At 71.4% G+C, this 25877-nt stretch carries 27 protein-coding genes; 19 read left to right on the top strand and 8 right to left on the bottom strand.

Annotated features, from left to right (window positions below; genetic code table 11):
• Positions 1–360: 360 nt before the first annotated feature.
• Positions 361–1230, top strand: a complete 870-nt coding sequence (locus AB0N27_RS15315) for a GNAT family N-acetyltransferase (RefSeq protein ID WP_364368942.1) — start codon at positions 361–363, stop codon at positions 1228–1230.
• On the opposite strand, the gene AB0N27_RS15310 is transcribed toward AB0N27_RS15315, so the two are convergent.
• Positions 1193–1843, bottom strand: a complete 651-nt coding sequence (locus AB0N27_RS15310) for a futalosine hydrolase (protein WP_364368939.1) — start codon at positions 1841–1843, stop codon at positions 1193–1195. The two genes, AB0N27_RS15315 and AB0N27_RS15310, sit on opposite strands and share 38 nt — an antisense overlap.
• Positions 1840–3429 (bottom strand): MFS transporter, encoded by a 1590-nt coding sequence (locus AB0N27_RS15305; RefSeq protein WP_364368936.1) that lies wholly within the window; start codon positions 3427–3429, stop codon positions 1840–1842. The genes AB0N27_RS15310 and AB0N27_RS15305 overlap by 4 nt, the downstream gene beginning before the upstream one ends.
• Here AB0N27_RS15305 and AB0N27_RS15300 point away from each other — a divergent pair.
• Entirely contained in the window at positions 3428–4357 is a 930-nt protein-coding gene (locus AB0N27_RS15300) for a DUF3027 domain-containing protein (protein WP_364368934.1), read from the top strand. The genes AB0N27_RS15305 and AB0N27_RS15300 overlap by 2 nt on opposite strands.
• Positions 4358–4374: 17 nt before the next feature.
• On the opposite strand, the gene AB0N27_RS15295 is transcribed toward AB0N27_RS15300, so the two are convergent.
• A complete protein-coding gene (locus AB0N27_RS15295) occupies positions 4375–4620 on the bottom strand; it encodes a DUF2530 domain-containing protein (protein WP_139584040.1) in 246 nt (81 codons plus the stop codon).
• A gap of 88 nt (positions 4621–4708) precedes the next feature.
• Between AB0N27_RS15295 and AB0N27_RS15290 the strand changes: the two genes are divergently transcribed.
• The 5 genes from AB0N27_RS15290 (at position 4709) to thpR (ending at position 9280) form a co-directional block, all read left to right on the top strand.
• A complete protein-coding gene (locus AB0N27_RS15290) occupies positions 4709–6187 on the top strand; it encodes an NCS2 family permease (RefSeq protein WP_364370739.1) in 1479 nt (492 codons plus the stop codon).
• A gap of 115 nt (positions 6188–6302) precedes the next feature.
• Positions 6303–6752, top strand: a complete 450-nt coding sequence (locus AB0N27_RS15285) for a MarR family transcriptional regulator (protein ID WP_364368930.1) — start codon at positions 6303–6305, stop codon at positions 6750–6752.
• A gap of 70 nt (positions 6753–6822) precedes the next feature.
• Entirely contained in the window at positions 6823–8106 is a 1284-nt protein-coding gene (locus AB0N27_RS15280) for an MFS transporter (RefSeq protein ID WP_364368927.1), read from the top strand.
• Between the two features lie 80 nt (positions 8107–8186).
• Positions 8187–8696 (top strand): hypothetical protein, encoded by a 510-nt coding sequence (locus AB0N27_RS15275; RefSeq protein ID WP_364368924.1) that lies wholly within the window; start codon positions 8187–8189, stop codon positions 8694–8696.
• A 5-nt stretch (positions 8697–8701) separates the two neighbouring features.
• Positions 8702–9280 (top strand): RNA 2',3'-cyclic phosphodiesterase, encoded by a 579-nt coding sequence (thpR, locus tag AB0N27_RS15270; RefSeq protein WP_364368922.1) that lies wholly within the window; start codon positions 8702–8704, stop codon positions 9278–9280.
• On the opposite strand, the gene AB0N27_RS15265 is transcribed toward thpR, so the two are convergent.
• Positions 9250–9990: a helix-turn-helix domain-containing protein gene (locus AB0N27_RS15265; RefSeq protein ID WP_364368919.1), complete on the bottom strand. Its 741-nt coding sequence runs from the start codon at positions 9988–9990 to the stop codon at positions 9250–9252. The genes thpR and AB0N27_RS15265 overlap by 31 nt on opposite strands.
• 237 nt (positions 9991–10227) lie before the next feature.
• On the opposite strand from AB0N27_RS15265, the gene AB0N27_RS15260 reads away from it, so the two are divergent.
• A complete protein-coding gene (locus tag AB0N27_RS15260; protein WP_364368916.1) occupies positions 10228–10893 on the top strand; it encodes a DUF4097 family beta strand repeat-containing protein in 666 nt (221 codons plus the stop codon).
• Positions 10894–10907: 14 nt separating this feature from the next.
• Positions 10908–11747, top strand: a complete 840-nt coding sequence (locus AB0N27_RS15255) for an alpha/beta hydrolase (protein ID WP_364368913.1) — start codon at positions 10908–10910, stop codon at positions 11745–11747.
• A 71-nt stretch (positions 11748–11818) separates the two neighbouring features.
• On the opposite strand, the gene sepH is transcribed toward AB0N27_RS15255, so the two are convergent.
• From sepH to AB0N27_RS15240, 3 genes are all read right to left on the bottom strand, one after another.
• Positions 11819–12907, bottom strand: a complete 1089-nt coding sequence (gene sepH / locus AB0N27_RS15250) for a septation protein SepH (protein WP_364368910.1) — start codon at positions 12905–12907, stop codon at positions 11819–11821.
• A 185-nt stretch (positions 12908–13092) separates the two neighbouring features.
• Complete coding sequence (gene serC / locus AB0N27_RS15245; protein WP_364368907.1) at positions 13093–14220, bottom strand: phosphoserine transaminase; 1128 nt, start codon at positions 14218–14220, stop codon at positions 13093–13095.
• 192 nt (positions 14221–14412) lie between these two features.
• A complete protein-coding gene (locus AB0N27_RS15240) occupies positions 14413–15519 on the bottom strand; it encodes a citrate synthase 2 (RefSeq protein WP_030329620.1) in 1107 nt (368 codons plus the stop codon).
• Positions 15520–15800: 281 nt separating this feature from the next.
• On the opposite strand from AB0N27_RS15240, the gene pdxH reads away from it, so the two are divergent.
• The 7 genes from pdxH (at position 15801) to AB0N27_RS15205 (ending at position 21843) form a co-directional block, all read left to right on the top strand.
• On the top strand, positions 15801–16427 hold the full coding sequence (gene pdxH, locus AB0N27_RS15235) for a pyridoxamine 5'-phosphate oxidase (protein ID WP_364370736.1): 627 nt from the start codon (positions 15801–15803) through the stop codon (positions 16425–16427).
• Positions 16424–17722 (top strand): MFS transporter, encoded by a 1299-nt coding sequence (locus AB0N27_RS15230; protein ID WP_364370733.1) that lies wholly within the window; start codon positions 16424–16426, stop codon positions 17720–17722. The genes pdxH and AB0N27_RS15230 overlap by 4 nt, the downstream gene beginning before the upstream one ends.
• An 18-nt stretch (positions 17723–17740) precedes the next feature.
• Positions 17741–18670: an aldose 1-epimerase family protein gene (locus AB0N27_RS15225; protein ID WP_364368903.1), complete on the top strand. Its 930-nt coding sequence runs from the start codon at positions 17741–17743 to the stop codon at positions 18668–18670.
• A complete protein-coding gene (locus AB0N27_RS15220; protein WP_364368900.1) occupies positions 18670–19272 on the top strand; it encodes a nitroreductase family protein in 603 nt (200 codons plus the stop codon). Before AB0N27_RS15225 ends, AB0N27_RS15220 begins: the two co-directional genes overlap by 1 nt.
• Positions 19273–19459: 187 nt before the next feature.
• A complete protein-coding gene (locus tag AB0N27_RS15215) occupies positions 19460–19765 on the top strand; it encodes a type II toxin-antitoxin system VapB family antitoxin (RefSeq protein WP_007454850.1) in 306 nt (101 codons plus the stop codon).
• Positions 19766–19809: 44 nt separating this feature from the next.
• Positions 19810–20973 carry an acyl-CoA dehydrogenase family protein gene (locus AB0N27_RS15210; RefSeq protein WP_364368897.1) on the top strand — a complete coding sequence of 388 codons (1164 nt, stop codon included), beginning with the start codon at positions 19810–19812 and terminating at the stop codon, positions 20971–20973.
• A 99-nt stretch (positions 20974–21072) separates the two neighbouring features.
• Positions 21073–21843, top strand: coding sequence for a DUF4230 domain-containing protein (locus AB0N27_RS15205; RefSeq protein WP_364368894.1), 771 nt, complete (start codon positions 21073–21075; stop codon positions 21841–21843).
• A 193-nt stretch (positions 21844–22036) separates the two neighbouring features.
• Here AB0N27_RS15205 and AB0N27_RS15200 read toward each other — a convergent pair whose 3' ends face one another.
• The gene (locus tag AB0N27_RS15200) at positions 22037–22246 is read right to left on the bottom strand and encodes a PspC domain-containing protein (RefSeq protein WP_139584028.1); all 210 of its coding nucleotides are present in this window, start codon (positions 22244–22246) and stop codon (positions 22037–22039) included.
• Positions 22247–22859: 613 nt separating this feature from the next.
• Here AB0N27_RS15200 and AB0N27_RS15195 point away from each other — a divergent pair.
• The 3 genes from AB0N27_RS15195 (at position 22860) to AB0N27_RS15185 (ending at position 25876) form a co-directional block, all read left to right on the top strand.
• Positions 22860–24230 (top strand): L-serine ammonia-lyase, encoded by a 1371-nt coding sequence (locus AB0N27_RS15195; RefSeq protein WP_364368890.1) that lies wholly within the window; start codon positions 22860–22862, stop codon positions 24228–24230.
• Positions 24231–24302: 72 nt separating this feature from the next.
• Positions 24303–25130, top strand: coding sequence for an ABC transporter permease (locus AB0N27_RS15190; protein ID WP_364368887.1), 828 nt, complete (start codon positions 24303–24305; stop codon positions 25128–25130).
• A complete protein-coding gene (locus tag AB0N27_RS15185) occupies positions 25130–25876 on the top strand; it encodes an ABC transporter ATP-binding protein (protein ID WP_364368884.1) in 747 nt (248 codons plus the stop codon). The genes AB0N27_RS15190 and AB0N27_RS15185 overlap by 1 nt, the downstream gene beginning before the upstream one ends.
• Position 25877: the final 1 nt, after the last annotated feature.

Raw genomic sequence — 25877 nt, 5'->3', positions numbered from 1 at the left:
CGGGGTCCTTCGTTGCTCGGCCTGGCCGGGACCTTCGTTGCTCGGTCCGGCGGGGTCCTTCGTTGCTCGGCCTGGCCGGGACCTTCGTTGCTCGGTCCGGCGGGGTCCTTCGTTGCTCGGCCTGGCCGGGACCTTCGTTGCTCGGGCTGGCCGGGGGCCTGCCGTGCCCGGCGCGGCCGTGGACGTCCCGTGCCCCGCCCGGCCGGAGACGTGCACCAGGCAGGCTTGCCCCACCCACGGGGCAGCTCTACAGGCACTCAGCAAGGGATGTGCACAGCGACGGCGACATTATCCACAGGGTTGTCCACAGGTGGACGGGGTGCTGTTGACGGCGCGATCTGAGCGGAAAACCATTGTGAGGTGGCTGCCGACGAGGGTGCGATCGACGTGGGGGCGACCCTGCGGGATCTTCGTCGGCGCGCCGATCTGAGCCAGCGGGAGTTGGCCGAGCAGGCCGGGGTCCCGAAGAGCACTGTGGCGCGGATCGAGGCGGGGCAGGGTGCCCGGCCGGCGTTCCGGACGGTGGAGCTGCTGGTCCGTGCGGCCGGTGGCGAGCTCACCGTCACGATGCGCGGCGACCCCTCCTGCGAGGCGGTAAGCGAGCCAGAGCATGCGCGGGAGGACGAGCCACGAGACGAGGCCGGCCGTCGGTACCCGGCGCACCTCGACGTCCGTCGGGTCCTCACCCTCAAGGACTGGCCGGGCGCCTGGTGGGTGCACTCGTACACGCTTCCGCAGCGGTTGTGGCCGGTCCGCGTCCCGGAGCTGACCTACGACCTGGATCGAGCGCGGCGCGACGAGCGACGGTTGCGGAACCGGACGCGGGCCCAGGTGCGGTTCCGGCGTGCCACCGAAGGGCTGCCGGCCACATCGTGGCGCTTTCTCGCGGAGGTGCCAGGTGCCGGGCCGGTCGGTGAGCTGAGGGCCCATGAGCGGAGCTTCGATCTGCGCCTCGGCGAGGATTGGGGCGACCGGCGTGAGCTGGTGTTGGAGGGCGTTCTCGTTGCTCCCGGCCTGCGGACCCTGGGCATCGGGCGGCAGCTGATCGGCCTGCTGGCCAGGGAGATGGCGGTGGCCGGTATCCGGACCATCCACGCGATGGCCGAGGCCGGCAACATCGAGTTCCTGCTCGCCTGCGGGTTCGAGCTGAAGCCAAGTCGGCCGTCGGCGCTCACGCTCGAAGTCGGGCCCGTCAGCGCAGCGCCGGGGCCGCCAGGGTCAGGGCGGTGAGGGCTTCGCGCAGCCGCCAGGCGTCGCGGTCGCGCGGGCCGATCGGGTTGGAGATGGTACGCAGCTCCGCGAAGGGCACCCCGGCCTGCGCGGCGGCGACCGCCACCCCGTACCCCTCCATGGCCTCGGCGACCGCCTCCGGATGCCGCAGGCGCAGCTCCTCGGTGCTGGCCGCGGTGCCGGTGACCGTGCTGACCGTGAGCACCGGGCCGACGGTGGCGGCCGGCAGGGCGCCGCGCAACGCCGCAAGCAACCTCGGGTCGGCCGGCACCACGCTGCCACCGCCGAGCAGCGCGGGTGGCATACCCAGCTCGTCGACCGGGATGAACCCGTCCGGCGACTCGGCGCCCAGGTCGGCGGCGATGCTTGCGGAGCCGAGCACCGTGTCGCCGACCGCGGCCCGCCCGGCGAAGCCGCCGGCCACGCCGGCGCTGACCACCGCACGGTACGGATGCCTGGCCGCCTCGGCCAGCGCCAGCAGCCGGGCGGTGGCGGCACCGGCCACCGCCGGACCCACCCCGACCGGAGCAACGGTCACCGTGGTGTCGGTCAGGCCGGCCCGGACCGCGTCCGCCTCGGCCGGCACCGCGGTCACCACGAGCAGGCCACTCACGACAGCGGCCCGGGAGACTCCCGGCGGGACTCCTCGTCGGTGCCGCCACCCGGGCCGCCGACCGCCGAGGAGGGCCGGTAGATGTGGTAGCCCGGCGGGGTCAGCCTCGACTCGTCGTACTGCGGCGAGCTCGCCTGGTTGGGCGCCGGGGAGGTGGGCGTGGGGTCGGCCGGCTCGTCGTCGACCAGTTCGTCGTCGCCCAGCGGCCGGCCCGCCAGCTTCTCGCCGCGAAGCCGGGCGGCCACCAGCACACCCCGGGTCGCGGCCAGCACAGCCACCCCGGCGGCGACCGCGATGCCCATCCTCCCGTCGAACGGCACCAGCCCGAGGCCTCCGCCGGCGACGAACGCCAACATCAGCACCGTCTCCGAGTGGGCGAACGAGCTGGCCCGCAACCGCTCCGGGATGCGCTCCTGGATCGAGGCGTCCACGGCCAGCTTCGCCACCCCACTCACCAGCGCGGTGACCAGGCAGAGCAGGGCCACCATCGGCAGCGAGAACTGGATCACGGCGAGCACCGCCACGCCGGCCACGATGACCATGCTGCTGGACTGGATGGTGGCTGGCCGGTGGATGCGCAGTCGGGTACCGACGGCGGTGGCCAGGAAACTGCCGACCGCCAGCGCTCCGCCGACCAGGCCCAACGCCCACTCGGCGCCCAGCTCCCGACCGAACACGTCGGTGGTCAGGTCGCCCTTCTTGATCGCGAAGGCCAGGAAGAGCAGCAGGAAACCGTACGCCGCGCGCAGCGTCGCGGCGCCGATCAGGGTGGCGATCACCAGCCGCCCGGCGGGTCGCCCCCGACCCAGCGGCCGGTCGCCGCCACGGCGGCCCAGTGCCCGCAGCGGCCGGGGAACACGCTCGGGCGGCTCCGAGTCGGCCCTCGGCGGCAGACGCAGGGAGATCACCATGCCGACCAGGAAGATCACCGACGCGACCCGCAGCGGCCACTGCGGCCCGAACCAGAACGCCGCCAACCCGATCGGCGCCACCAACGCGCCGGCGACCGTGCCGTAGACGCTGGCCCGCGCGCCCACCTGCGAGAGGCCGAGCCCTTCGGGCAGCAGCCGGGGCACGGCGGCCGAACGTGCCACGCCGTACGCGCGGGACAGCGCGAGCACACCGAACGCGGCCGGATAGAGCCCGAACCCGTGGATGTAGTCGGAGATCAGCCAGGCCAGGAACGCACGGCCGAGCATGGTGGCGGCCAGGGCGTACCGCCGGCCGTGCCGGAAGTGGTCCAGCAGCGGGCCCACCACGGGAGCGAGCATCGCGAACGGCACCATGGTCACCAGCAGGTAGAGCGCGACCTTGCTGCGGGCCTCGCCCAGCGGCACGTTGAAGAAGATCGTCCCGGCCAGGCCGATGGCGATGAGCGTGTCGCCGGCGCAGGACAGCGCGTGCAGATCGAACAGGCGGACCATGCCGACCTCGCCGCCGGCGCCGCGCGCCCGGGCCCGGCCGGCCCGGCGGGTCACCCAGCGCCCGCTGCCCACCGAACCGCGCAGCAGCAGGCGGACCGCCCGGATGCCGGTGCCGACGGTCCGCCCGAGGACGGAACGCCCGGAGCGGGAGTACGACGGCATGTGCACCATCCTCGCCCATCTGATCCAGGTGCGCCGCACCACTGCGGGGAAAGGTTCCCCGGGAGTCCCTGTCACCCCTGCGGGTGGCATGGGGAACAATGGTCGGGTGACCAGGCCCGCCTCCACCCGTGCCGCTCGTCTCGACCAGGTCTGCGCCGCCGCCGTCGAGGTGGCTCGTGCCGGCATCACCGAGGTCGACGCCGACGACGTCGGCGACCACCTGCAGGTCGTTGCCGAGGGCGATCGGCTGGTCACCCACTACTTCGAATGTCGGCTCGCCGGTTACCGCGGCTGGCGGTGGGCGGTCACCGTCACCCGGGTGCCGCGCAGCAAGACCGTGACGATCTGCGAGACGGTGCTGCTGCCCGGCTCGGACGCGCTGCTCGCGCCCGGCTGGCTGCCCTGGCAGGAGCGTCTCAAGCCGGGCGACCTCGGTCCGGGTGACCTGCTGCCGACGCCGCCGGACGACGACCGGCTGGTCCCCGGCTACCTGCTCTCCGACGACCCGGCGGTCGAGGAGACCGCCTGGGAGTTGGGCCTGGGGCGTGCGCGGGTGCTCTCCCGGGAGGGCCGGATCGAGGCGGCGCAGCGCTGGTACGACGGTGAGCACGGCCCGTCCGCCGCGATCTCCACGGCCGCGCCGGCCGCCGCCCGATGCGGCACCTGCGGCTTCTACCTGCCGTTGGCGGGCGCGATGCGGCAGGCCTTCGGGGCGTGTGGCAACTTCTACGCCCCCGACGACGGCCGGGTGGTCAGCGCCGACCACGGGTGTGGCGCCCACTCCGAGACGCTGATCGAGGCGGTCGAGACCGCCGTCGAGGAGCTTCCCACGGTGTACGACGACAGCGCCGTGGAGGCCATGTCGGTGAGCCGCGCGCCGGGGTCGGTGGAGGCTGCCGAGCCGGCGGAGCCGTACGGGCACCCCTGACGGTTCGCGCCCGCGGGTCAGCTCGCGCGGCGGCGGCGCCGGTTGGCGTCGTGCCGCAGCATCACGGCGAGGCCGGGGAAACCCCAGAGGAACCCGGCGAGGCAGGTCCAGAGCCAGTTCTCGTGACCGTTGTCGGTCAGCCAGCCCCGGAAGAAGATCAACAGGACGAGCCCGGCCACCGCCCAGGCGATCAGACCGGCGACAGCGAACGGCACCATCGGCGGGTCGAGTGGCGCGGGCCGCGGCGGCTGCTCGTTCGGCATCGGGCAAGCGTACGCGATCCACTTCCCCTGCCCGCCGGTGATCTGGGACGATGCGCGCGACATCCGGAAGATCACCTGCGAGGACCCGATGGCAGTAGCGCCGCCCGAGAACGGCACAACCCCCGACCCCGCTCACCCGCGTAACGGTTTCGACAGGTTCTTCGAAATCTCCGCCCGCGGCTCGACGATGAGCCGTGAGGTACGCGGTGGCCTGGCGACCTTCTTCACGATGGCGTACATCGTGGTGCTCAACCCGCTGATCCTCGGTGGGGCCGTCGACGGGGACGGCAAGACCCTCCCGATTCCCGCGCTGGCCGCCGCGACGGCGCTGGTGGCCGGCCTGATGACGATCCTGATGGGGGTTGTCGGCCGGTTCCCGCTGGCGCTCGCCGCCGGCCTGGGCGTCAACGCCCTGGTGGCGTACGAGATCGCGCCGGAGATGACCTGGGCCGACGCGATGGGCCTGGTGGTGATCGAAGGTGTGATCATCGCGGTGCTGGTGCTGACCGGTCTGCGGACCGCCGTGTTCCGCTCGGTGCCCACCCAGATGAAGACCGCGATCGGGGTCGGAATCGGTCTCTTCCTGACCATCATCGGTCTGGTGGACGCCGGCTTCGTCCGACGGATCCCGGATGCCGCCGACACCACCGTCCCGGTGGGCCTGGGCATCGGCGGCAAGCTGGTGAGCTGGCCGATGCTGGTCTTCGTGGTGGGCCTCTTGATCACTCTGGTGCTGGTGGTGCGCCGGGTTAAGGGGGCGATCCTAATCGGCATCCTCGCGTCGACGGTGCTGGCGGTGATCGTGGAGGCCGTCGGCAACATCGGGCCGTCGTTCGTCGACGGTAAGCCCAACCCGAAGGGTTGGTCGCTGAACGTGCCGGAGTTGCCGAAGACCGTCGTGGACCTGCCGGACCTGTCGCTGCTCGGCAAGTTCAACGTGCTCGACTCGTGGGGTCGCGCCGGCTGGCTGGTCGTGCTGATGTTCGTCTTCACCCTGTTGATCACGGACTTCTTCGACACCATGGGCACGATGGTGGCGGTGGGCCAGGAGGGTGACCTGCTCGACGAGAAGGGCACCCCGCCGAAGGCCAAGGAGATCCTGCTCGTCGACTCGATCGCCGCGGCGGCCGGCGGTGCGGCAAGCACCTCCAGCAACACGTCGTACATCGAGAGCGCCGCGGGTGTCGCGGAGGGTGCGCGGACCGGGGTGGCCAACCTGGTCACCGGCGCGCTCTTCCTGCTGGCGATGTTCCTGGCGCCGCTTGTGGTGATCGTGCCGTTCGAGGCGGCCTCGACGGCGCTCGTCGTGGTCGGGTTCCTCATGATGACGGCGGTACGGACGATCGACTGGTCCGACTACGAGATCGCCATCCCGGCGTTCCTCACCATCGTGCTGATGCCGTTCACCTACTCGATCTCGAACGGGATCGGCGCCGGTCTGATCACCTTCGTGGTGGTCAAACTGGCCCGGGGCAAGGCCCGGGAAATCCACCCGCTGCTGTACGGGGTGGCCGCTCTGTTCGTGCTGTACTTCCTGCGCGGGCCCATCGAGTCCCTGGTGCTCTGACCTGCGTCCGGGCGGGGAATCGAACAGGATTCCCCGCCCGGAGGTGCACAAACATCCTCGTGAGCCTGGTCATAACGGATGTCGTTAGCCATGCTCATTAGTTAAGCTAACTAACGTGACGGAGCGGACGGTGACGGCGGAACGCGTGCCACCGGCGCAGCTGGCTCCCCAGTTGCGTGATGCGATCACCCGACTCAACCGGCGGGTCCGCCAGGCCCGACCGGTCGGCGACCTCACGGTCACCCAGGTCTCCGCGCTCACCAGCCTGCGGCTGGCGGGCGCCATGACGCCCCGGGAGCTTGCCGACGTCGAGCGGGTGCAGCCACCGACGATGACCAAGATCGTCGGGAAGTTGGAGGACCGCGGCCTCGTGCGGCGGACACCCCATCCGACCGACGGCCGGCAGGTCATCCTCGCGGCTACCGAAGGAGGGCAGGCCGTGCTCGACCAGTTCGAGCGGGCCCGCGACGAGTGGCTGGCCCACCGGCTGGCCGCGCTCGACGAAGACGAACGGGAGACCCTGCACAGGGCCGCCCAGATTCTCCAGCAGCTCGCTCGCGCCTGAGCCGCGCCCGCGCCACCGGGCCGTGCCGTCACCTGTCGATGACGCGTACGTCCGAGGAGGCGCACCAAGAGTGCAGGCCAAGCTGAGCACGATGTTCCAGTCCCTACAGGTCCGCAACTACCGGCTCTTCGCCACCGGGCAACTGATCAAACTGATCGGTGTCTGGATGATGTTCATCGCCCAGGACTGGCTCGTCCTCGACCTCTCCGACAACTCGGCGACCGCGCTCGGCGTGGTCACCGCGTGTCAGTTCACCCCGGTACTGCTGCTCACGCTCTTCTCCGGCCGGCTCGCCGACAGGTACGACAAGCGGGTGCTGCTCTTCGCCGCGAACGCCTTCTGGACCGTCCTGGCACTGGCCATGTCTGTGCTGGTCCTCACCGACCTGGTGCAGCTCTGGCACGTCTTCGCGTTCGCCGCGCTGCTCGGCACGGCGAACGCTGTGGAGACCCCGGTCCGCCAGGCGTTCGTCTCCGAACTGGTCGGTACGCCCCTGCTGCCCAACGCGCTGTCGCTCAACGCCGCCGTGTTCAACTCGGCCCGGATCGTCGGCCCGGCCGTCGCCGGGCTGGCCATCGCCGCGTTCGACGTGGGCCCGGTCTTCCTCTTCACGGCCCTCAGCTCGGTCGCGCCGCTGGTCAACGTCGTACGGATGCGGACGGCCGAACTGCACCGCGACGCCCTGCTGCCACGCGACGAGCGGGCGTCCGCGAAGGTGGTCGACGGCCTGCGGTACGTGTGGCGTCGACCGGACCTGCTGCTGCCGATGGCTGTCATGTCGGTGATCGGCATGTCGTTGTTCAACTTCCAGCTCACCCTGGCCGCGCTGGCCAAGACGGTCTTCCACACCGGTGCGGCCTCCTTCGGCCTGTTCAGCACCGCCCTGGCCGTCGGTGCGCTCGGTGGTGCGCTCAGCGGCACCGGTAGGCGCAGCCGGCCGTCGGTCTGGCTCGTGCTCGGCGCCGCGATCGCCTGCGCCAGCTTCGGCACCCTGGTCGGCTTCGCCGGGACGTACTGGCTGGTCGTGGCGCTGCTCGTGCCGACCGGGTTCTTCATGGTCTTCTTCGCCCAGGCCGCCAACCAGCGGGTCCAGCTGGGCGTGGACGCGGCGTTCCGGGGACGGGTGATGGCGCTGTGGGTGCTGGTGTTCCTGGGCACCAACCCGGTCGGCGCGCCGTTGATCGGCTGGGTCGCGGAGCGCTTCGGCGCCGGTGCCAGCATCTGGATGGGCGGCCTCATCTCGCTGGCCGCAGCCCTGATCGCGCTCACCTGGCAGCTGCGCCGCTCCGGTGCCCGGCTGCGTTTCCGGGTGCTGCCGATGCCCCGCTTCTACGTCACCTCCACCGACTGCTGACGCACCCGTCTTGATGAGCGGATGGCGCGGATGCGGCCAAATCGCTGGCGAGGCGGCACGAGGAGGCTTAGCGTCGATACGTGGGAGTCGGACGCGCGCTGATGCTGGCCCTGGCGTTCCTCGCCGTGGCCAGCCTTCCGGCGGCGTTCGCGCTGCTCTTCTGCTACGACGAGATCCTCGACCGGGTGGTCTGCGGCTGGTCGGAGTGGCGTGAGCGTAGGCGGGAGAAACGCACGATCGCCCGCCTCGACCGGGCCATCGAAGCCGACGCGTTGACCCGGGACATCGACCTCAGCGAGTTCGACAGGACCGACAGGCGGCCTCTCGAGCACCTCGCCGCCGACCTGCGCCGCCTCGCCGGCCAGCGGCTCGGCGGGACGGGCCGGTCCATGGTGTGGCACGGCGCGGTGCTCCAGGCGTACGACGACCGGCTGCGACTGGCGTGCCGCGCCCTGGGCATCACCGAACACCTCGCCGAGTTGGAGGGTGTCGACCAGGAGATCGAGCGGGTACGGGTCGAGGGCGTGCTGCACGCCGCCGGTCTGACCCTGCCGGCGGCCCGGGCGGGGCACCGGCAACGGCACCACTAGACGGTGTGCGACTCTTCGTCGCGGTCTGTCCGCCCGTCGAGGCGGTCAACCATCTCGGGGCGCAGGTCGCCCGGCTGCGGGTCGGAGCGGCGACCGCCTCCGGCGTCAACGTACGGCTCGCCGACCCCGCACACCTGCACCTCACCCTGGCGTTCCTCGGCGTGGTCGAGGCCGCCCGGCTGGTCGAGGTGGAGAGCGCGCTCGGGTTGGCCGCCGAGTGGTTCCACGACGGTCGGTACGCCGTACCCCGGTTGAGCCTCGGCGGCGGCGGCCGGTTCGGCCGGGACCGGTCCACGGTGCTCTGGGTGGATCTGCGCGGCGACGTCGTGGCGCTGCGCGACCTGGCCCGGCTGGTCCGGTCCCGGTTGCGCGAGGCCCGCCTGCCGTACGACGACAAGCCGTTCCGGCCGCACCTGACCATCGCCCGCCCCGGCGACCGGATGACCCCGGCGGACCTCGACGCCGACGTGGCCACTCTGGACGGCTACCAGGGGCCGGACTGGTCGGCGACCGAGCTGCTGCTGGTGCGCAGCCACCTCGGCCCTCGACCGCGCTACGACCGGCTCGCCGCCTGGCCGCTCTGACCCGGACTGGTGTGCAGGACCTGGCGGGCCTGTTCGGCGGCGCGGATGATGCTTTCGCTGATGAAGTCGAGGAAGCGGGCGATGTTCTCCAGGCGGGCGGCGGCGGGGCTGTCCGGGCCGAGGAGCGCCGCGCCCTGGCGTGCGGTCTCGACGAGCTGGTCGTTGGCCCGGGCGCTGGCGATCGTCGCCTGGTAGAAGAGCCCGTCGTCGACGACGTAGCGGTCGCGGCGGCGTTCGTCGCGTTCCCGGCGGACGAGGCTCTGGCTCTCCAGGAACGTGATCGCCTTGGAGATCGACGCCGGGCTGACCTGGAGGCGTCGCGCGAGCTCGGATGCGGTGCAGCTGCCCGCGTCGCTTGTGAACAGGCAGGTCAGCACCCGGGACGCCATCCTGTTCAGGCCGGTGGCCATGAGCACGGTGGTGAATGTCTCCTCGTACTCGGCGACGGCCCGCGCGTCGCGCCCGTGCGGCGGCGGGACCGACTCGACCGCCCGGGTGGCGGCGGGCCCGCGTCGACGGGTGCGGCGTTCCGTGGCGAGGTGGGCCAGGTCGGCCCGGTACCCGGTGGGGCCCCCGTTGCGCATCACCTCCCGGGTGACTGTCGAGGTGGGACGGTCGAGGCGGCGGGCGATCTCCGCGTACGGCTGGCTGTCGGCCAGCCCCAGCGCGATCTGCTGGCGCTCCTGCTGGGTGAGCCTGCCTCCCGGCATCGCGATCTCCTGGGTGGTCCCGTACGACGTTCCTGACGTCCCCACCATAGCGTTCACCTACTATCCATTGCAACGCCGGAGCTAGCTATCGTTGCATTACTTTCTGATCCATTGCAATGATTCAAAGCCGTTTAGCTGCGGAAACACAAATTCAGCGCAACGATGCCGTTGCCGGTTTTCAGAACGCAACGTAGCTTTTCCCGTATCGGAAACAGTGAACGAGCTTGGGAGAGCACGATGCAGACCTTCGAGACCCCCACCCCGATCTCCGCAGTCCTGGACGTTCCCGCCGGACGCATCCAATTCATCGCCGCGGACCGCGTCGACACCACCGTCGAGGTGCTGCCCGCCGACCCCCACCGGCGCCGCGACGTCACGACCGCCGAGCAGACCGCCGTCACCTACGCCGACGGCGTCCTGCGGATCACCACAGCGAAGCCCGCCAACAAGCTCCTCGGCCCCTCGGGAGCCGTCGAGGTCACCGTCCAACTGCCCGCCAACTCCCGCGTCGAGGCCCGCACCGCCAGTGCCGAACTCCGTGGCGTCGGACGCCTCGGTGACGTCGCCTTCGACGGGGCGTACCGCCAGATCAAGATCGACGAGGCCGCGAGCGTCCAGCTCACCGCGATCGACGGCGACGTCCACGTCGGCCGACTCAACGGTTCCGCGGACATCAGCACCACCCGGGGCGACATCACCATCGCCGAGGCCACGCGCGGCACTGTCGTGCTCCGTACCCAGTCCGGCGACATCTCGGTCGCCACCGCCGTCGGCGTCTCGGCGGCCCTGGACGCCGGCACCGGCCACGGCCGCGTCAGCAACGCCCTCCGGAACGACGGCGCCGCCGACCTCGACATCCGTGCCACCACCTCCCTCGGTGACATCACCGCTCGTAGCCTCTGAACAGGACTGATGACATGACGACGAACAACGCGCCCTCGACCCGCTCGACGTGGACGGGCCTGGTGGCTGTCGACGACACAGCCCTGGCCGTCACCGACACCGGCGGCCCCGGCATCCCGGTGCTCTACCTCAACGGCCAGTTCTCCACCCAGGGCTACTGGCGGCGGGTCATCGCCGACCTGGGGGCGGGGTGGCGGCACATCACCTACGACGAGCGGGCGCGCGGCAGGACGTCGAAGCGTTCGGCGGACTACTCCTTCCAAGCGGCAGTCCGGGACGTCGACGCCGTCCTCGCGGCCAGGGGAGTGGACCGGGCGGTGCTCGTGGGCTGGTCCTACGGAGCCGTCGTCGGGGCGCACTGGGTCCGCCGGAACCCGGCCCGCGCCATGGGCGCGGTCCTGGTCGACGGCGCCTTCCCGTACGACTGGCTCGACGACGCCATGGAGCAGCGCATCCGCAAGCTGTTCCGGCGGATGAACCTGTTCATGCCGCTGCTGCGCCCGACCGGCCTGACCCCACGGATGAACGCCGAGCAGATGGCGGACAGCAACATCGAGCTGGGCAGGTTGTCACGCGAGCGCGAGCTGGGCCCGGTGCTGGACGCCATCACCGTTCCGGTGCGGTACGTCGTCGCCTCCGGGACGTCCCTCGGCAGCCGCGGTGACGAGCAGGAGCGGATCCGCACCAGCCTCGACGCGGTGACCACCCGCAACCAGCACATCCGGATCGGCGCGAAGGTGACAAGCAACCACGGAGCGATCCTCAAGAAGGACTTCCGGGCGATCGCCGAAGCCGTACGCGAGGTCGCGGACCTCGACCGGAGGGGCGCCGACGACACCACAAGCAGTCGGTGAAGATCGGGCAGCGGACCCGCCGCGTGCCTCGCGCCGACGGGTGGCGAACCGCCACCCGTCAACGCGAAGCGTCAGGAGGACTCACGCGCGGCGGGGCCACTGCCGAAGAGCACGTCGTCCCAGCTCGGCAGCCGCTTACGCGGCTTGCCGTTGGCATCTGTGGACTCGCCGCCGCTGCCTGCGGCAGCGGCCGCGGTGCCGGTCCGACGCGGCCGCAGGACCGCAAGCGACGGCACGGCCGGCACCTCCTTGGGCGCGTCCGAGTCGTCGTCGAAGGCCGAACCCTGGCCGCCGCCGAGCAGCGCCGCCGCACCGCCACCGACCGGCCGCTGCCGGGGAGCGTCCGAACCGGCGAGGGCAGCCGGCGTACGCGGCTCCAGCCCGCGACCCGACGAGGCGCCGAGCGGACGGTCCAGTGAGGCGAGCAGGGCGTCCCGGCCGGCACGGATCGGATCCCGGCCGGGGCGCGGGTGCTCCGACGCCGCCGGAAGCCCGTGACCACCACGGCTCGGCTCGCCCCGCGACGGACCGGGCAGGGCGTGCCCACCCCGCTCCGGCGCCGGCTCCTGGCCGAGGATCGGCGTGGGCCGCTCGGCGCACAGATACTGCGCCATGTCGTCGTGCGGGGTGACCGCCTGCCGGGTCTTGTCGAGATCCCAGATGGCCTGCGCGGTGGCCTTGCCCGACGGCCAGGTGGCGATGATCCGCCAGGTGCCGTCGTCCCGCCGGTACGCGTCCCAGGAGATCTTCTCGGTGTCGATGCCGTGCTGGCTCAGTCGGCCGTTGACCACCTCGGCGAGCGGGGTGGGCTTCTCCGCACCCTTGAGCCGGGTACGGCGGGCGTGCTGGGCGAGCATCGCGCGTTCCTGGAGCACCGGGCCGGCGTAGCGCAGCACCCGGTCGACGGGCACCCCGGCGATCCGGGCGACGTCCTCGGCGGACTCACCGGAGCGGATGCGGGCCTGGATGTCCCGAGGGGACAGCGACGGAACCGGGTCGACGGTCGTCGGCGCGGCCGGGAGCGGCGGCGCGCCCGGCTCGGCGTGCAACGCGCCGGCGATCCGTTCGTCGATCGGCAGGGCGAGCAGCCGCCCGACCTCGTCGGCGAGAACCAGGGCATGGCCGTCCTCGGAGAGGGCGACGAAGCGTACTGGGCGCATAGCGTTGCCTCCGTCCCGCTTCGTTGGCCGCACGCCACGAGTCGGCCACCCAGGCGTCTCGGACCACCGTACGCGCATCTGTCTCGGGGTGGGGGAAGCGACACCCCGCATGTCGCGACTGAGCTGCAACGATGATCACGGTCGGTGTCCGTAGAGGCCTCCACGGACACCGACCGTGACGAAGCTCAGAGGCGCTCGACCACGTAGTCGATGGACGCGGTCAATGCCTCGACGTCGGCCGGCTCGACGGCCGGGAAGAGCGCCACCCGCAGCTGGTTGCGGCCCAGCTTGCGGTACGGCTCGGTGTCCACGATGCCGTTGGCGCGCAGGGCCTTCGCGATCGCGGTGGCGTCCACCCCGTCGGCGAAGTCGATGGTGGCGACCACGTTGGATCGCAGCGCCGGGTCGGTGACGAACGGGGTGGCCACCGTGGACCGCTCCGCCCAGCCGTACACCGCCGCGGCGCTCTCCGCGGTGCGCTTGGCCGCCCAGGCCAGGCCGCCCTGCGCGTTCATCCAGTCGGTCTGCTCGGCGGCCAGGAAGATGGTCGCCAGCGCCGGGGTGTTGTACGTCTGCTCCAACCGCGAGTTGTCGATCGCGGTGACCAGGTCGAGGAACGCCGGAATGTACCGTCCGGACGCCTTGATCTCGGCGGCCCGGTCCAGTGCGGCAGGCGACATCAGGGCCAGCCAGAGACCGCCGTCGGAACCGAAGCACTTCTGCGGCGCGAAGTAGTAGACGTCGGTGTCGCCGACGTTCACCTCCAGGCCGCCGGCGCCCGAGGTGGCGTCGACGAGCAACAGCGACCCCTCGTCCGCGCCGGCCACCCGGCTGATCGGCACCGCGACACCTGTCGAGGTCTCGTTCTGCGGCGTCGCGTACGCGTCGACACCGGCCTCGGCGACCAGGGCCGGGGCGCTGCCCGCGTCCGACTTGCGGACGGTCGGCTGACCCAGGAAGGGCGCGTCGGAGACCGACTTGGCGAACTTGGCGCCGAACTCGCCGAAACTGGCGAACTGCGCCCGGTCGCGGATCAGGCCGAAGGTGGCGACCTCCCAGAATGCGGTGGTGCCGCCGTTGCCGATCACGACCTCGTAACCCTCGGGCAGCGAGAAGAACTCGGCGATGCCGGAGCGCAGCCGCGCCACCTGGTCGCGGACCGTCTTCTGCCGGTGTGAGGTGCCCAGGTAGCTCGTGGCGACCTCGGCGAGTGCGGACACGGCCGCCGGACGAACCTTGGACGGGCCGCAGCCGAAACGGCCGTCGGCGGGCTTGATCTCATCGGGAATCCGGATGGTCGGTGCGTCAGCCACGGTCTTGAAGATCCTTCCGCAAGGGCGAGGGCGGGCCCGGCGACACTGCCGGCCCTCATCCTCGCACCCGGACCCATCGGTTCAAGCCGGGCCCCCGAGGGCGGGCGTGAGTCGTTCGCCACATCCGGCGCTGGACGCGACCAGGGCCCCTCCCACACGCCAGGCGTGCCGGAAGGGGCCCCGGTCGACGGATCAGACGCCGTGCGGGATGGCGGCCCAGCCCTCGACGTCGGACGGCTTGCGGGTTTCCGGACCGACGTACCTGGCGGACGGGCGGACCAGCCGCTGAAGGCGCTTCTGCTCGAGGATGTGCGCGCTCCAGCCGCCCATCCGGGCGCAGGTGAACATCGAGGTGAACATGTGCGCCGGTACCTCGGCGAAGTCGAGCACGACCGCCGACCAGAACTCGACGTTGGTGGCCAGCACCCGGTCCGGGCGGCGGGCCTGCAACTCGGCCAGGGCCGCCTTCTCCAGCGCCTCGGCGATCTCGAAGCGCGGCGCGCCCAGCTCCTTGGCGGTGCGCCGCAGCACGCGGGCGCGCGGGTCCTCGGCGCGGTAGACCCGGTGGCCGAAGCCCATCAGGCGCTCGCCGCGGTCCAGGACCCCCTTGACGTAGCCCTCGGCGTCGCCGCTGCGCTCCACCGCCTCCAGCATGCTGAGCACCCGCGACGGGGCGCCGCCGTGCAGCGGGCCGGAGAGGGCGCCGATGCCCGACGAGATGCAGGCCGCCGCGTCCGCCCCGGTGGAGGCGACGATGCGGGCGGTGAACGTGGAGGCGTTCAGGCCGTGCTCGGCGGCCGAGATGAAGTACGCGTCGACTGCCTTGACGTGCCGCGGGTCGGGCTCGCCGCGCCAGCGCTTCATGAACCGCTCGACGATGGTCTGCGCCTTGTCGATCTCCTTCTGCGGCACCGCCGGCAGCCCGAGGCCCCGGGCGGACTGCGCGACGAAGGAGAGCGCGGTCACCGAGACGCGGGCGAGGTCCTCGCGGGCCTGCTCGTCGGAGATGTCCAGCAGTTGGTTCAGACCCCAGTACGGGGCCAGCATGGCGACGGCCGACTGCACGTCGACCCGGATGTCGCCGGAGTGCACAGGCACCGGGAACGGCTCCGCGGGCGGCAGGCCCGGCCCGAACCGGCCGTCGACCAGCAGCGCCCACACGTTCCCGAACGAGACCTGGCCGATCAGATCCTCGATGTCGACCCCGCGATAGCGCAGCGCGCCACCCTCGCGGTCAGGTTCGGCGATCTCGGTCTCGAAGGCGACGACGCCCTCCAGTCCGGGTTTGAAGTCGGCCATGTCGCTCTCCTGGATCTGGTCGGTGCGCCCGGTTCGGCTTATCCGGCCCGATCGGCCGAGCGCCTCAGGCGACCCTCAGGGATGTGTTCGGAACATCTTGCCCGCTCGCCAACCGGATACGCGACCCACCGTCACTGTGCTGCACACGACATCTCAGGACGCGCATTCTCCGCGCGGCTCGGTGAGACTGGGGCGGTGCGGGCTGGTCAGCGCGGGAGGGCGCCGGCGAGGCCGTCGAGAAGGAGTGGGACGTGACGGGCGAGACACCCGCCCCGGCCGCCATGCGTAACGAGTACGCGGCGGACCTGGGCCTGACCGAAGCTGACCTGGCCGCCGACTGGCACACCCAGTTCGGCAGCTGGTTCGCCGACGCGGTGGCCTTCGGGCTGCCCGAGCCCAACGCCATGGTGGTGGGCACCGCCGACGCCGACGGCCGGCCGAGTGGACGGACGGTGCTGCTCAAGGGGTACGACCCGAGCGGTTTCGTCTTCTTCACCAACCACCTCTCCCGCAAGGGTGTCGAGGCGAGCGCCAACCCGTACGCCAGCCTGGTCTTCCCCTGGTTCGCGATGCAGCGGCAGGTGGTCGTCACCGGACGGATCGCCCCGGTCGACCGGGCCGAGACCGAGGCGTACTTCGCGAGCCGTCCGCGCGGCTCGCAACTGGGCGCCTGGGCCAGCCCCCAGTCGCAGGTGGTGCCGGACCGGGCCGCACTGGAGGAGCGCTACCGGGAGGTCGCCGAGCGGTACGCCGACGGCGACATTCCGACCCCTCCGCACTGGGGTGGGCTGCGGGTCCGCCCCGACTCGGTGGAGTTCTGGCAGGGCCGGGCAGGTCGGCTGCACGACCGGCTGCGCTTCCGCCACCTCGACGAGGGTGCGTGGACCGTCGAGCGGCTGGCCCCGTGACAGGTGTGCGGGAGGCCCGGCCGCGCGGGGCGCGCCGCTGGGCGATCGACGTCCGTCCGCTGCGCGTCCCGGCGTACCGGCGGTTGTGGCTCGGCAACACCGTGGCGATGTTCGGCTTCCAGTTCACCGCAGTCGCGGTCCCGGTGGAGATGTACGCCCTGACCCGGGACTCGTTCTGGGTGGGTCTGCTGGGCGTGGCGGCCTTCGTACCCCTGCTGATCTTCGGGTTGTGGGGCGGCGCGGTCGCCGACGCCCGCGACCGCCGTGCGGTGCTGCTCGGTGGCTCATTGTTGCTTTGGGCATCCACTCTTGGGCTGCTGCTCCAGGCGGTGTTGGACGTGGGCAGTCCGGTGCTGCTGCTGGCGCTCATGGCGTTGCAGTCGGTGGCGTTCGCGATCACCTCGCCGGCCCGCAGCGCCATGCTGCCCCGGCTGGTCCCGGAGGACCTGGTGGCGTCGGCCACCACCCTGAACTACACGACCTTCACCGCGGCCTCGGTCGCCGGCCCGCTGGCCGCCGGCCTGATCCTCTCCGCCTCGCCGGACACCTCTGTGGTGCTGCCGATCGCGTACGGGGTGGACGCCGTGCTGTTCACCGCGATGCTCTGGGCCGCGCTGCGCCTGCCCGCGCTGCCGCCCGAGCCGACCGACGACGGCCAGGTCCGCCGCGCCGGCCTGGCCAGCGTGGTCGACGGATTCCGGTACCTGGCCACCACGCCGGTGCTGCTGCTCTCCTTCGCGGTGGACCTCATCGCGATGATCCTGGCCATGCCGAGGGCGCTCTTCCCGGAGATCGCCAACGAACGGTTCGGCGGTGGAGGGTCGGTGGGCCTGCTCTACAGCGCCATCGCGATTGGCTCGATGCTCGGCGGCTTGACCTCCGGCTGGATCGGCAGGCTGCGCCGCCAGGGGCTCGGCCTGGTTCTCGCAGTGGTCGGTTGGGGTCTGGCCGTCGCCGCCGCCGGGTTGGCCCAGCAGCTCTGGCTGATGGTCGCCCTGCTCGCCGTGGCCGGCGCCGCCGACCTGATCAGCGCGGTGCTTCGGCAGTCCATGCTGCTGGTGTACGCGCCGGACCGGATGCGCGGTCGACTCCAGGGCGTCAACACGGTGGTGGTGGCGGGTGGCCCGCGCCTGGGTGACCTGCGGGCCGGCACCATGGCCGCCGGTTTCGGTGGCGGCGTCGCCTGGGTCGCCGGCGGTCTCGCCTCGGCGGTCCTCGTGGTGGTGCTGGCTGTCGCGTTCCCGGCGCTGCTGCGGTACCGGGCCGCTACCGCGTCGAGCGGTGACCGCGCCTGACCGGTTAGGGTCGCCGGCATGGAAAGCCCCGACCAGCGCCCGTTCTCCGGCGCACAGTGGACCATCTCCGCCGCCGGCCACGAGGCCGTCATCGTGGAGGTGGGCGGCGGGCTGCGGACGTACCGGCACGACGGCGTCGACCTGGTCGACGGGTACCGGACCGACGAGGTCTGCCCCGGCTGTGCCGGGCAGGTGCTGGCACCCTGGCCGAACCGGATCCGCGACGGCCGCTACCAGTTCGGTGGACAGACGCACCAGCTGGCGTTGACCGAGCCGGAACGGCACGTCGCCATCCACGGCCTGGTCAACTGGGTGCCGTGGCAGCTGCTGGAGCAGTCGGAGGACGCCGTGACCATCGGCTACGACCTGCCGCCGCAGCCCGGCTACGAGTGGCCGCTGCGGCTGCGCAGCCGGTGGAGCGTCGACGCGGACGGGCTACGCGCCGAGCACGAGGTGACGAACACAGGTGCCGAGTTGGCGCCGTTCGGGTTCTCCGTGCACCCGTACCTGCAACTGCCCGGCGTCGCCGTGGACGACCTGGTCATGCGCCTGCCCACCCGTACCCGTGTGCTGGTGGACGGTCGGCTGCTGCCGGTGGGGGCGAGCCCGGTGGCCGGCACCCAGTACGACTGGACGAGCCCGCGCCGGATCGGCGGCGCGGAGCTGGACCTCTGCTTCGGCGGGGTAATCCGCGACGCGGACGGCGGCTCCTCGGTGAGCCTCGCCGCCCCGGACGGCTCGGCGGGCGTGCGCATCTGGGCGGACGCCGAGTTCGGCTGGTGGCAGGTGTTCACCGGCGACGCCCTCACCGGTGAGCGGCACCGCCGCTCGGTGGCGGTCGAGCCGATGACCTGCCCGCCGGACGCGTTCCGCTCGGGCAAGGACGTGCTCACGCTCAAGCCGGGCAGGACCTGGCGGGGTGCCTGGGGCATCCGCCCGGGAGCCTGATGGAGTTCGCCGAGGTCGTCCGCCGACGGCGGATGGTGCGCAACTACGACCCGGACCGCCGGGTCCCGCCCGACGTGGTCGACCGGCTGCTCGACCACGCGATCCGCGCCCCGTCGGCCGGGTTCGCGCAGGGCTGGGGTTTCCTCGTGCTGGAGGAGGCCGCCGACCGGGATCGGTTCTGGGCCGCGACCACGCCGGACGGCGGCGGCCGGGAGCGGTGGCTGGCCGGGATGCGCCGGGCGCCACTGATCGTGGTGCCGCACGCCAACGCGTCGGCCTACCTGCGGCGGTACGCCGAGCCGGACAAGGGCTGGACGGACCTGTCGACCGACCGATGGCCGGTGCCGTACTGGCATGTCGACACCGGCTTCGCCGCGCTGCTGATGTTGCTCACGGCGGTGGACGAGGGGTTGGGGGCGTGCTTCTTCGGCATCCCGCCGCAGCGACTGGCCGCCTACCGGGACGCGTTCGGCGTGCCGGAGGAGTACCAACCCGTCGGTGCCATCACAATCGGTTACCGCGCCACCGACCATCGGTCACCGTCGTTGCGTCGTGGGCGTCGCGGAGTGGACGAGGTGGTGCGTCGGGGCCGGTGGAGCTGAACCAGATGTCCCGTTCGTCCGGTTGGGGATCGGACGACCGATAGCGAAACTGACATCAGGGAGCAGAACGCAACGTGCACCGGGCGGCTAGGCTGGCACGGTCATCGGTGCCGCGCCGCGCGGTGCCCGCCGCGGCCCGGCTCGGCGCCGTCGGTCGGCCCGGCCACGGGGAGGGGAGCGTGCCGTCGTGATCTTCAGAGCGGTCCGGGACGGGCGTCCCTATCCGGAGCACAATCTGACGCTCAAGCAGTGGGCGGAGATTCCGCCGCGTCCGCTGCGCCTGGACCAGTTGATCACCACCAAGCGCGAGCTGGCGCTCGACAAGCTCCTCGCCGAGGATTCCACCTTCTACGGCGACCTCTTCCCGCACGTGGTGCAGTGGAACGGCGGCCTCTACCTGGAGGACGGGCTGCACCGGGCGCTGCGCGCCGCCCTCCAGCAGCGCAACCAGATCCACGCCCGGGTGCTTGTGCTCTCCGAGCCGATCGAGTGACGAGCCCTTCTTTCCCGCGCTGAGCCTTCGTTAAGGTGGCGTCCATGACCGCTGCGCTGGACCTGCTCGACCTGGACCCGTCGCTCACCGACGAGGAGCGGCAGATCCGCGACGTCGTCCGCCACCTCGTTGACGACCTGGTCCGTCCGCACGTCGCCGACTGGTACGAGGAAGGCCGCGTGCCGGCCCGCGAGCTGGCCCGCGAATTCGGCAAACTCGGGCTGCTCGGCATGCACCTCACCGGCTACGGCTGCGCCGGCGCGTCCGCCGTCGCGTACGGACTGGCCTGCCAGGAGCTGGAGGCCGGCGACTCCGGCCTCCGCTCGCTGGTCTCCGTGCAGGGCTCACTCGCCATGTACGCCATCTGGCGCTACGGCAGCGAGGAGCAGAAGCAACGCTGGCTGCCGTCGATGGCGACAGGCGAGGCGATCGGCTGCTTCGGCCTGACCGAGCCGGACCACGGCTCCGACCCCGCCTCCATGGCCACCCGCGCCCGCCGCGACGGCAACGACTGGCTGCTCAACGGCGGCAAGATGTGGATCACCAACGCGCCTATCGCCGACGTCGCGGTGATCTGGGCGCGCACCGACTCCGGCGTGCGGGGATTCGCCGTACCGATGGACACGCCCGGTGTCACGGCCCGCGAGATCCACCGCAAGATGTCGCTGCGCGCGTCGGTGACAGGCGAGATCGTGCTCGACGACGTCCGGCTCCCGGCCGACGCCCAACTGCCCGAGGCCGCCGGGCTCAAGGCCCCGCTGAGCTGCCTCACCGAAGCCCGGTACGGCATCGTCTGGGGCTCCCTCGGCGCCGCCCGGGACTGCCTGGAGACCACCCTGGCGTACGCCACCACCCGCACCCAGTTCGGTCGCCCGATCGCCGGGTTCCAGCTCACCCAGGCCAAGCTCGCCGACATGGCAGTCGAACTGGTCAAGGGACAACTGCTCGCGCTGCACCTGGGCCGCCTCGCCGACGCCGGCCGGCTCCGCCCCGACCAGGTGAGCGTGGGCAAGCTGAACAACGTACGCGAAGCCCTGGCCATCGCCCGGCAGTGCCGGACCATCCTCGGCGCCAACGGCGTCTCCGGGGAGTACCCGGTGATGCGCCACGCCAACAACCTGGAGAGCGTGCTGACCTACGAGGGCACCTCGGAGATCCACCAGCTCGTCGTGGGGCAGCGACTCACCGGGCTCTCCGCCTTCGCCTGACCTGCCCGTTTGTGCTTTCCGGCCGCTCGCCGCGCGGCTGTCGTACGGGGGCCGTACCGTCATTGACAGACGACGTGTCTGACGAGGACGGTGAGCGTGATGGCCCGCGACGGTGGCATCAACGAGCCTACGAAGGAGTTCCCCGGTTACCCGACCGCGGACGATCTCAAGGAGCGGTCGAGCGCGACACCCGAACCAACCACCGACACACCTGGCGGCTCCGGGGGCGGTGGGGCGGCCCGGGGCCTGCTGCTTCTGCTGGGCGCCGCCGCGCTTGCCGTGGTCGTGCTGCTCGGCGTCCAGGTGACCGGCTTCCTGCCCGACTTCCGTAACCCGTTCGCCAAGGAGCAGACCGACCGCAGCCAACCCCCGCTGCTGAAGTCGATCCAGGACCTCAGCCGCTACGTGGCCGCCGAGGGCAACTTCCAGGTCGTGGTCGACACGCAGAACGACCGCCGCAACGTTCCGGACTTCCTGCTCAACGAGCGCACCCTGTTCGTCGGAGCCGGCAGCGTCGAGGCGTACGTGGACTTCACCAAGATCGGTGAGGGTGCTGTCGTCCAGTCCGCGGACGGCAAGTCGGTCGAGATCAAGCTGCCCGCGCCGCAGCTCGGCGAGACCAACCTCGACCTGGAGAAGAGCTACGTCTTCGCCGAGCAGCGCGGTCTGCTCAACCGGCTCGGCGACCTGGTCGGCAACGACCCCAACCGGCAGCAGCAGGTCTACCAGCTCGCCGAGGAACGGATCACCGCCGCCGCCCGGGACAGCGGTCTCTCCGCCCGCGCCGAGGAGAACACCCGCAAGATGCTGGAGGGGCTGCTGCGCTCCCTCGGCTACCAGCAGATCACGGTCACGTACACGGCCCCCTGAATTACCCCCGTACGCCGAAGCGCCCGCCCCGACCGACGGTCGGAGCGGGCGCTTCCGCATGTACCCACCGCCGCGCCCTGCGTCCCGGTGCCAAGATCCGCGCAACTTCAGAGATGTTGGTGTCTCAGGCGGCCGGGAGGCAGCAACATCCCTGAAGTTGCTGCCTGTCCGGGTGCCGGGAGGGGGTGGGCGGTCAGTGTCGGGTGGAGGCGAGGTAGCGGTCCTCGTTCGGCATGAGGACCCAGAGGATCAGGTAGACGATCACCTGGGTGCCGGGCAGCAGCAGCGACAGCAGGAACAGCAGCCGGACCATCCCGGCGGACATGCCGAACCGCTGACCGAGGCCGGCGCAGACACCGGCGAGCATGCGCCCCTGGCGGGGCCGGACCAGTTTGCGACTCATCGTCGTACTCCCACTCTGCGGCTGTGTGCCGCGTCTGCAATCCACGGTAGAAAGGGGTGGCCACCTCGACCTCGGTCCCGAGGAGGATCAGCAACCAGTGGACCCGTAGGTACTTACCCGTGCGGCCCGGCTCCGACGCCTCGCGCCAGGCCCCAGGCCCACGGCGAAGATCGTGCTCGATCCTGGATGTAGTGGCCTCCGGCCGCGAGGAGGCCACTACATCCAGGATTTGGCGTGATCTTGAGCGGGCAGCCAGGCAGCCAGGCAGCCAGGCAGCCAGGCAGCCAGGCAGCCGGGCAGCCGGGCAGCCGGGCAGCCCGGGCAGCCGGGAAATCGGGCAGCCGCGCAGCTCGGGCGGCCCGGGCAGGCGCGACGGGGCGGCCGGACACTGCGGTGACGTGGCGGCGTCGCGGCGGGTGGGCGGCGGTCAGGTGGCCGCATCGCGGTGGCCGGTTGGGCGGCCGGCTCGGCGGGTAGGCTCGCTGGTTGGGCACCCGTCACCCCGGGTGGCCGGGCGGCCGCCCGACCGGGCGGCCCATGAGCGGGGCCGCCTGACCGGTGGCCACGAACCGGGCCGGACCCGTACCACGGGCGACGGCGAGGAAGCGCAGCCATGATCAGTGTTTTCGACCTCTTCAGCGTCGGCATCGGGCCGTCCAGCTCGCACACGGTGGGGCCGATGCGGGCCGCCCGTACGTTCGTGGCGGGGCTCAAGGCCGACGGGCTGCTCACCGGCACCGCGCGGGTGCAGGCTGAGCTGTTCGGTTCGTTGGGCGCCACCGGGCACGGCCACGGCAGCGGACCGGCGGTGCTGCTGGGGTTGGCCGGGGAGTCGCCGGAGACGGTCGACACCGACACGGTGGGCCCCCGGGTCGAGCGGATTCGCGCGGAGCGGCGGATCAGCCTGCTGGACGCGCACGAGATCGACTTCGACCCGGACCGGGATCTGACGCTGCACCGCCGCCGGTCGCTGCCGTACCACCCGAACGGGATGACCTTCGCGGCGTACGACGTCGAGGGCGCCGAGCTGCGGAGTCGCACCTACTACTCGGTGGGCGGCGGTTTCGTGGTGGACGAGGAGGCGGCGGGCGCGGACCGGATCAAGCCGGACAGCACCCGGGTGCGGTACCCCTTCCTGACCGGGGCGCAGCTCCTCGACGTCACCACCACCACCGGGCTGTCGATCAGCGAGGTGATGCTTGCCAACGAGCGGTCCTGGCGCAGCGAGGCAGAGATCCGGGCGGGTCTGCTGGAGATCTGGCGGGTGATGCGGGAGTGCGTGCAGCGCGGCTGCGAGCGGGACGGCGTACTCCCTGGGGGGTTGAAGGTCCGGCGGCGCGCGGCGGAGCTGCGGCGCGGCCTGGAGGCGGACGCCGGGACCAGCGACCCGCTGCACGCCATGGACTGGGTGACGCTGTTCGCCCTCGCGGTGAACGAGGAGAACGCGGCGGGCGGCCGGGTGGTGACCGCGCCGACGAACGGCGCGGCGGGGATCATTCCGGCGGTGCTGCACTACTACAGCCGCTTCATCGAAGATGCCGATGACGACGGCGTGGTGCGGTTCCTGCTTGCCGCCGGCGCGATCGGTGTGCTGTTCAAGGAGAACGCGTCGATCTCCGGCGCGGAGGTCGGCTGCCAGGGTGAGGTCGGCTCGGCGTGTTCGATGGCGGCGGCGGGGCTGGCCGAGGCGCTCGGTGGCACGCCGGAGCAGGTGGAGAACGCGGCCGAGATCGGGATGGAGCACAACCTCGGGTTGACGTGTGACCCGGTGGGTGGCCTGGTGCAGATCCCCTGCATCGAGCGGAACGCCGTGGCTAGCATCAAGGCGATCACGGCCGCCCGGCTGGCGCTGCGCGGCGACGGTGTGCACGCGGTGTCACTGGACAAGGTCATCAAGACCATGCGGGAGACGGGCGCCGACATGAAGGTCAAGTACAAGGAGACGGCGCGCGGCGGTCTGGCCGTCAACGTGATCGAGTGCTGAGTACGGCCGATTCGGGGCATTCGTTCACCGACTGCTAACCTGTCGTCCGTTTCGCAAGGCGGGAGGCTCGCGGTGACCTCTGGCGTCGCGGCGTTGTGGTCGCACCGCAACTCGCTGCGCATCCTGGTCAGGCGCGACCTGGCGGTCAAGTACCAGCAGTCGGTGCTGGGGTATTTCTGGTCGCTGATCGAGCCGCTCGGCATGGGCGCCATCTACTGGTTCGTGTTCGGGGTGCTGTACTCCCGGGACACCGGTCGGCACCTCGGTGAGGCTGCCGGGTCGTATCCGCTGTTCCTGATCACCGGGATCTTCGCCTGGATGTGGACCAGTTCGGCGCTGAGTGAGGCGACAAACGCGCTGACCGGCCAGTCCCGGCTGATCACCACGATGAACGTGCCGCGTCAGGTCTTCCCGATCGGGCGGGTCACCGGCCGGTTCGCCGAGTACGCGGCCGGCCTGCCGATCCTGATCGCCATCGCGGTGATCTACGCGGTGCACGGCCGGATCCACCCCGGCTGGTCGTTGCTGGCGCTGCCGTTGGCGGTGGCCGTGCAGGGTGTGCTGCTGGTCGGGCTGGCTCTGCTGCTGTCCGCGTGGAACGTGCTGATGCGCGACGTGGAGCGGTTCATGCGGCTGATCATCCGGGTGCTCTTCTACGCCACGCCGATCATCTATCCGCTCAGCCTGGTCCGCGAGTCCGGTCTGCCGGGTTGGTTGAAGGTCGTGTACGAGCTGAACCCGCTGGTCGGGATCTTCCAACTGCACCACGCGATCTGGTATCCGGACGAGTTCCCGGACGCCCGGCTGCTCACCACCACTGTCGTCGGCAGCCTGCTGGTGCTGGCCGCCGGCTGGTGGTCGTTCCGCCGGTTGGAGCCAGCCGTGCTCAAGGAACTCTGATGGCCGCGCCGATCATCGAGGCCGACGGGCTGGGCATCCGGTTCGTCCGCAACCGTCGCCGGCAGCTGCGGCTGCGGGAGTTGTTCATCCACCGCGGTGGGCGCGGCGCCCTGCCGGGCCAGTTCTGGCCGCTGCGCGACGTGTCGTTCACCGTCGAGCCGGGCGAGACCGTCGGGGTGATCGGCCGCAACGGGACCGGCAAGAGCACCCTGCTGCGGCTGATCGCCGGGGTGCTCATCCCGGACGAGGGCAGCATCCGGGTGCACGGCGCGGTGGCGCCGCTGCTGGAGCTGTCCGCCGGCTTCTCCAACGACCTGACCGGCCGGGAGAACCTGCACCTGGTCGGTGGGCTGCACGGCCTGTCGGCGGGCTATCTGAAGCGGCACTTCGACGAGATCGTCGAGTTCGCCGGTGAGCAGGTGGAACGGGCCATCGACACGTCGGTGCGGCACTACTCGTCGGGGATGAAGGTACGGCTCGGCTTCGCGATCATCTCGCACCTGCCGCACCCGATCCTGCTCATGGACGAGGTGACGGCGGTAGGGGACGCGGAGTTCCGCAAGAAGTGTTACGCGACGATTGATCGTCTGCTCGGGGAGGGGCGCACGCTCGTGCTGGTGTCACACAACGAAAAGGACCTGACCCGGTTCTGCCGTCGGGGTTTGTACCTCGACGCGGGCCGGTTGACGCTCGACGGCACCATCGCCGAGGCGCTCGACGCGTACCACGCCGCGGTTCCGCGGTGAC

This window comes from Micromonospora sp. NPDC093244, from assembly GCF_040683695.1.
Lineage (GTDB): Bacteria > Actinomycetota > Actinomycetes > Mycobacteriales > Micromonosporaceae > Micromonospora.
The sequence above is the reverse complement of the archived record's forward strand: the minus strand, read 5'-3'. Positions and strand labels throughout refer to the sequence as shown.

What these genes read in the sequence shown, in the direction of transcription:
- AB0N27_RS15260 (WP_364368916.1), top strand. Translation starts at nt 10,228, where the DNA reads ATGCAGACCTTCGAGACCCCCACCCCGATCTCCGCAGTCCTGGACGTT.
- AB0N27_RS15300 (WP_364368934.1), top strand. Translation starts at nt 3,428, where the DNA reads ATGTGCACCATCCTCGCCCATCTGATCCAGGTGCGCCGCACCACTGCG.
- AB0N27_RS15185 (WP_364368884.1), top strand. Translation starts at nt 25,130, where the DNA reads ATGGCCGCGCCGATCATCGAGGCCGACGGGCTGGGCATCCGGTTCGTC.
- AB0N27_RS15255 (WP_364368913.1), top strand. Translation starts at nt 10,908, where the DNA reads ATGACGACGAACAACGCGCCCTCGACCCGCTCGACGTGGACGGGCCTG.
- AB0N27_RS15265 (WP_364368919.1), bottom strand. Translation starts at nt 9,990, where the DNA reads ATGCCGGGAGGCAGGCTCACCCAGCAGGAGCGCCAGCAGATCGCGCTG.
- AB0N27_RS15305 (WP_364368936.1), bottom strand. Translation starts at nt 3,429, where the DNA reads ATGCCGTCGTACTCCCGCTCCGGGCGTTCCGTCCTCGGGCGGACCGTC.
- pdxH (WP_364370736.1), top strand. Translation starts at nt 15,801, where the DNA reads ATGCGTAACGAGTACGCGGCGGACCTGGGCCTGACCGAAGCTGACCTG.
- AB0N27_RS15220 (WP_364368900.1), top strand. Translation starts at nt 18,670, where the DNA reads ATGGAGTTCGCCGAGGTCGTCCGCCGACGGCGGATGGTGCGCAACTAC.
- AB0N27_RS15295 (WP_139584040.1), bottom strand. Translation starts at nt 4,620, where the DNA reads ATGCCGAACGAGCAGCCGCCGCGGCCCGCGCCACTCGACCCGCCGATG.
- AB0N27_RS15290 (WP_364370739.1), top strand. Translation starts at nt 4,709, where the DNA reads ATGGCAGTAGCGCCGCCCGAGAACGGCACAACCCCCGACCCCGCTCAC.
- AB0N27_RS15225 (WP_364368903.1), top strand. Translation starts at nt 17,741, where the DNA reads ATGGAAAGCCCCGACCAGCGCCCGTTCTCCGGCGCACAGTGGACCATC.
- AB0N27_RS15240 (WP_030329620.1), bottom strand. Translation starts at nt 15,519, where the DNA reads ATGGCCGACTTCAAACCCGGACTGGAGGGCGTCGTCGCCTTCGAGACC.
- AB0N27_RS15210 (WP_364368897.1), top strand. Translation starts at nt 19,810, where the DNA reads ATGACCGCTGCGCTGGACCTGCTCGACCTGGACCCGTCGCTCACCGAC.
- sepH (WP_364368910.1), bottom strand. Translation starts at nt 12,907, where the DNA reads ATGCGCCCAGTACGCTTCGTCGCCCTCTCCGAGGACGGCCATGCCCTG.
- AB0N27_RS15195 (WP_364368890.1), top strand. Translation starts at nt 22,860, where the DNA reads ATGATCAGTGTTTTCGACCTCTTCAGCGTCGGCATCGGGCCGTCCAGC.
- AB0N27_RS15205 (WP_364368894.1), top strand. Translation starts at nt 21,073, where the DNA reads ATGGCCCGCGACGGTGGCATCAACGAGCCTACGAAGGAGTTCCCCGGT.
- AB0N27_RS15200 (WP_139584028.1), bottom strand. Translation starts at nt 22,246, where the DNA reads ATGAGTCGCAAACTGGTCCGGCCCCGCCAGGGGCGCATGCTCGCCGGT.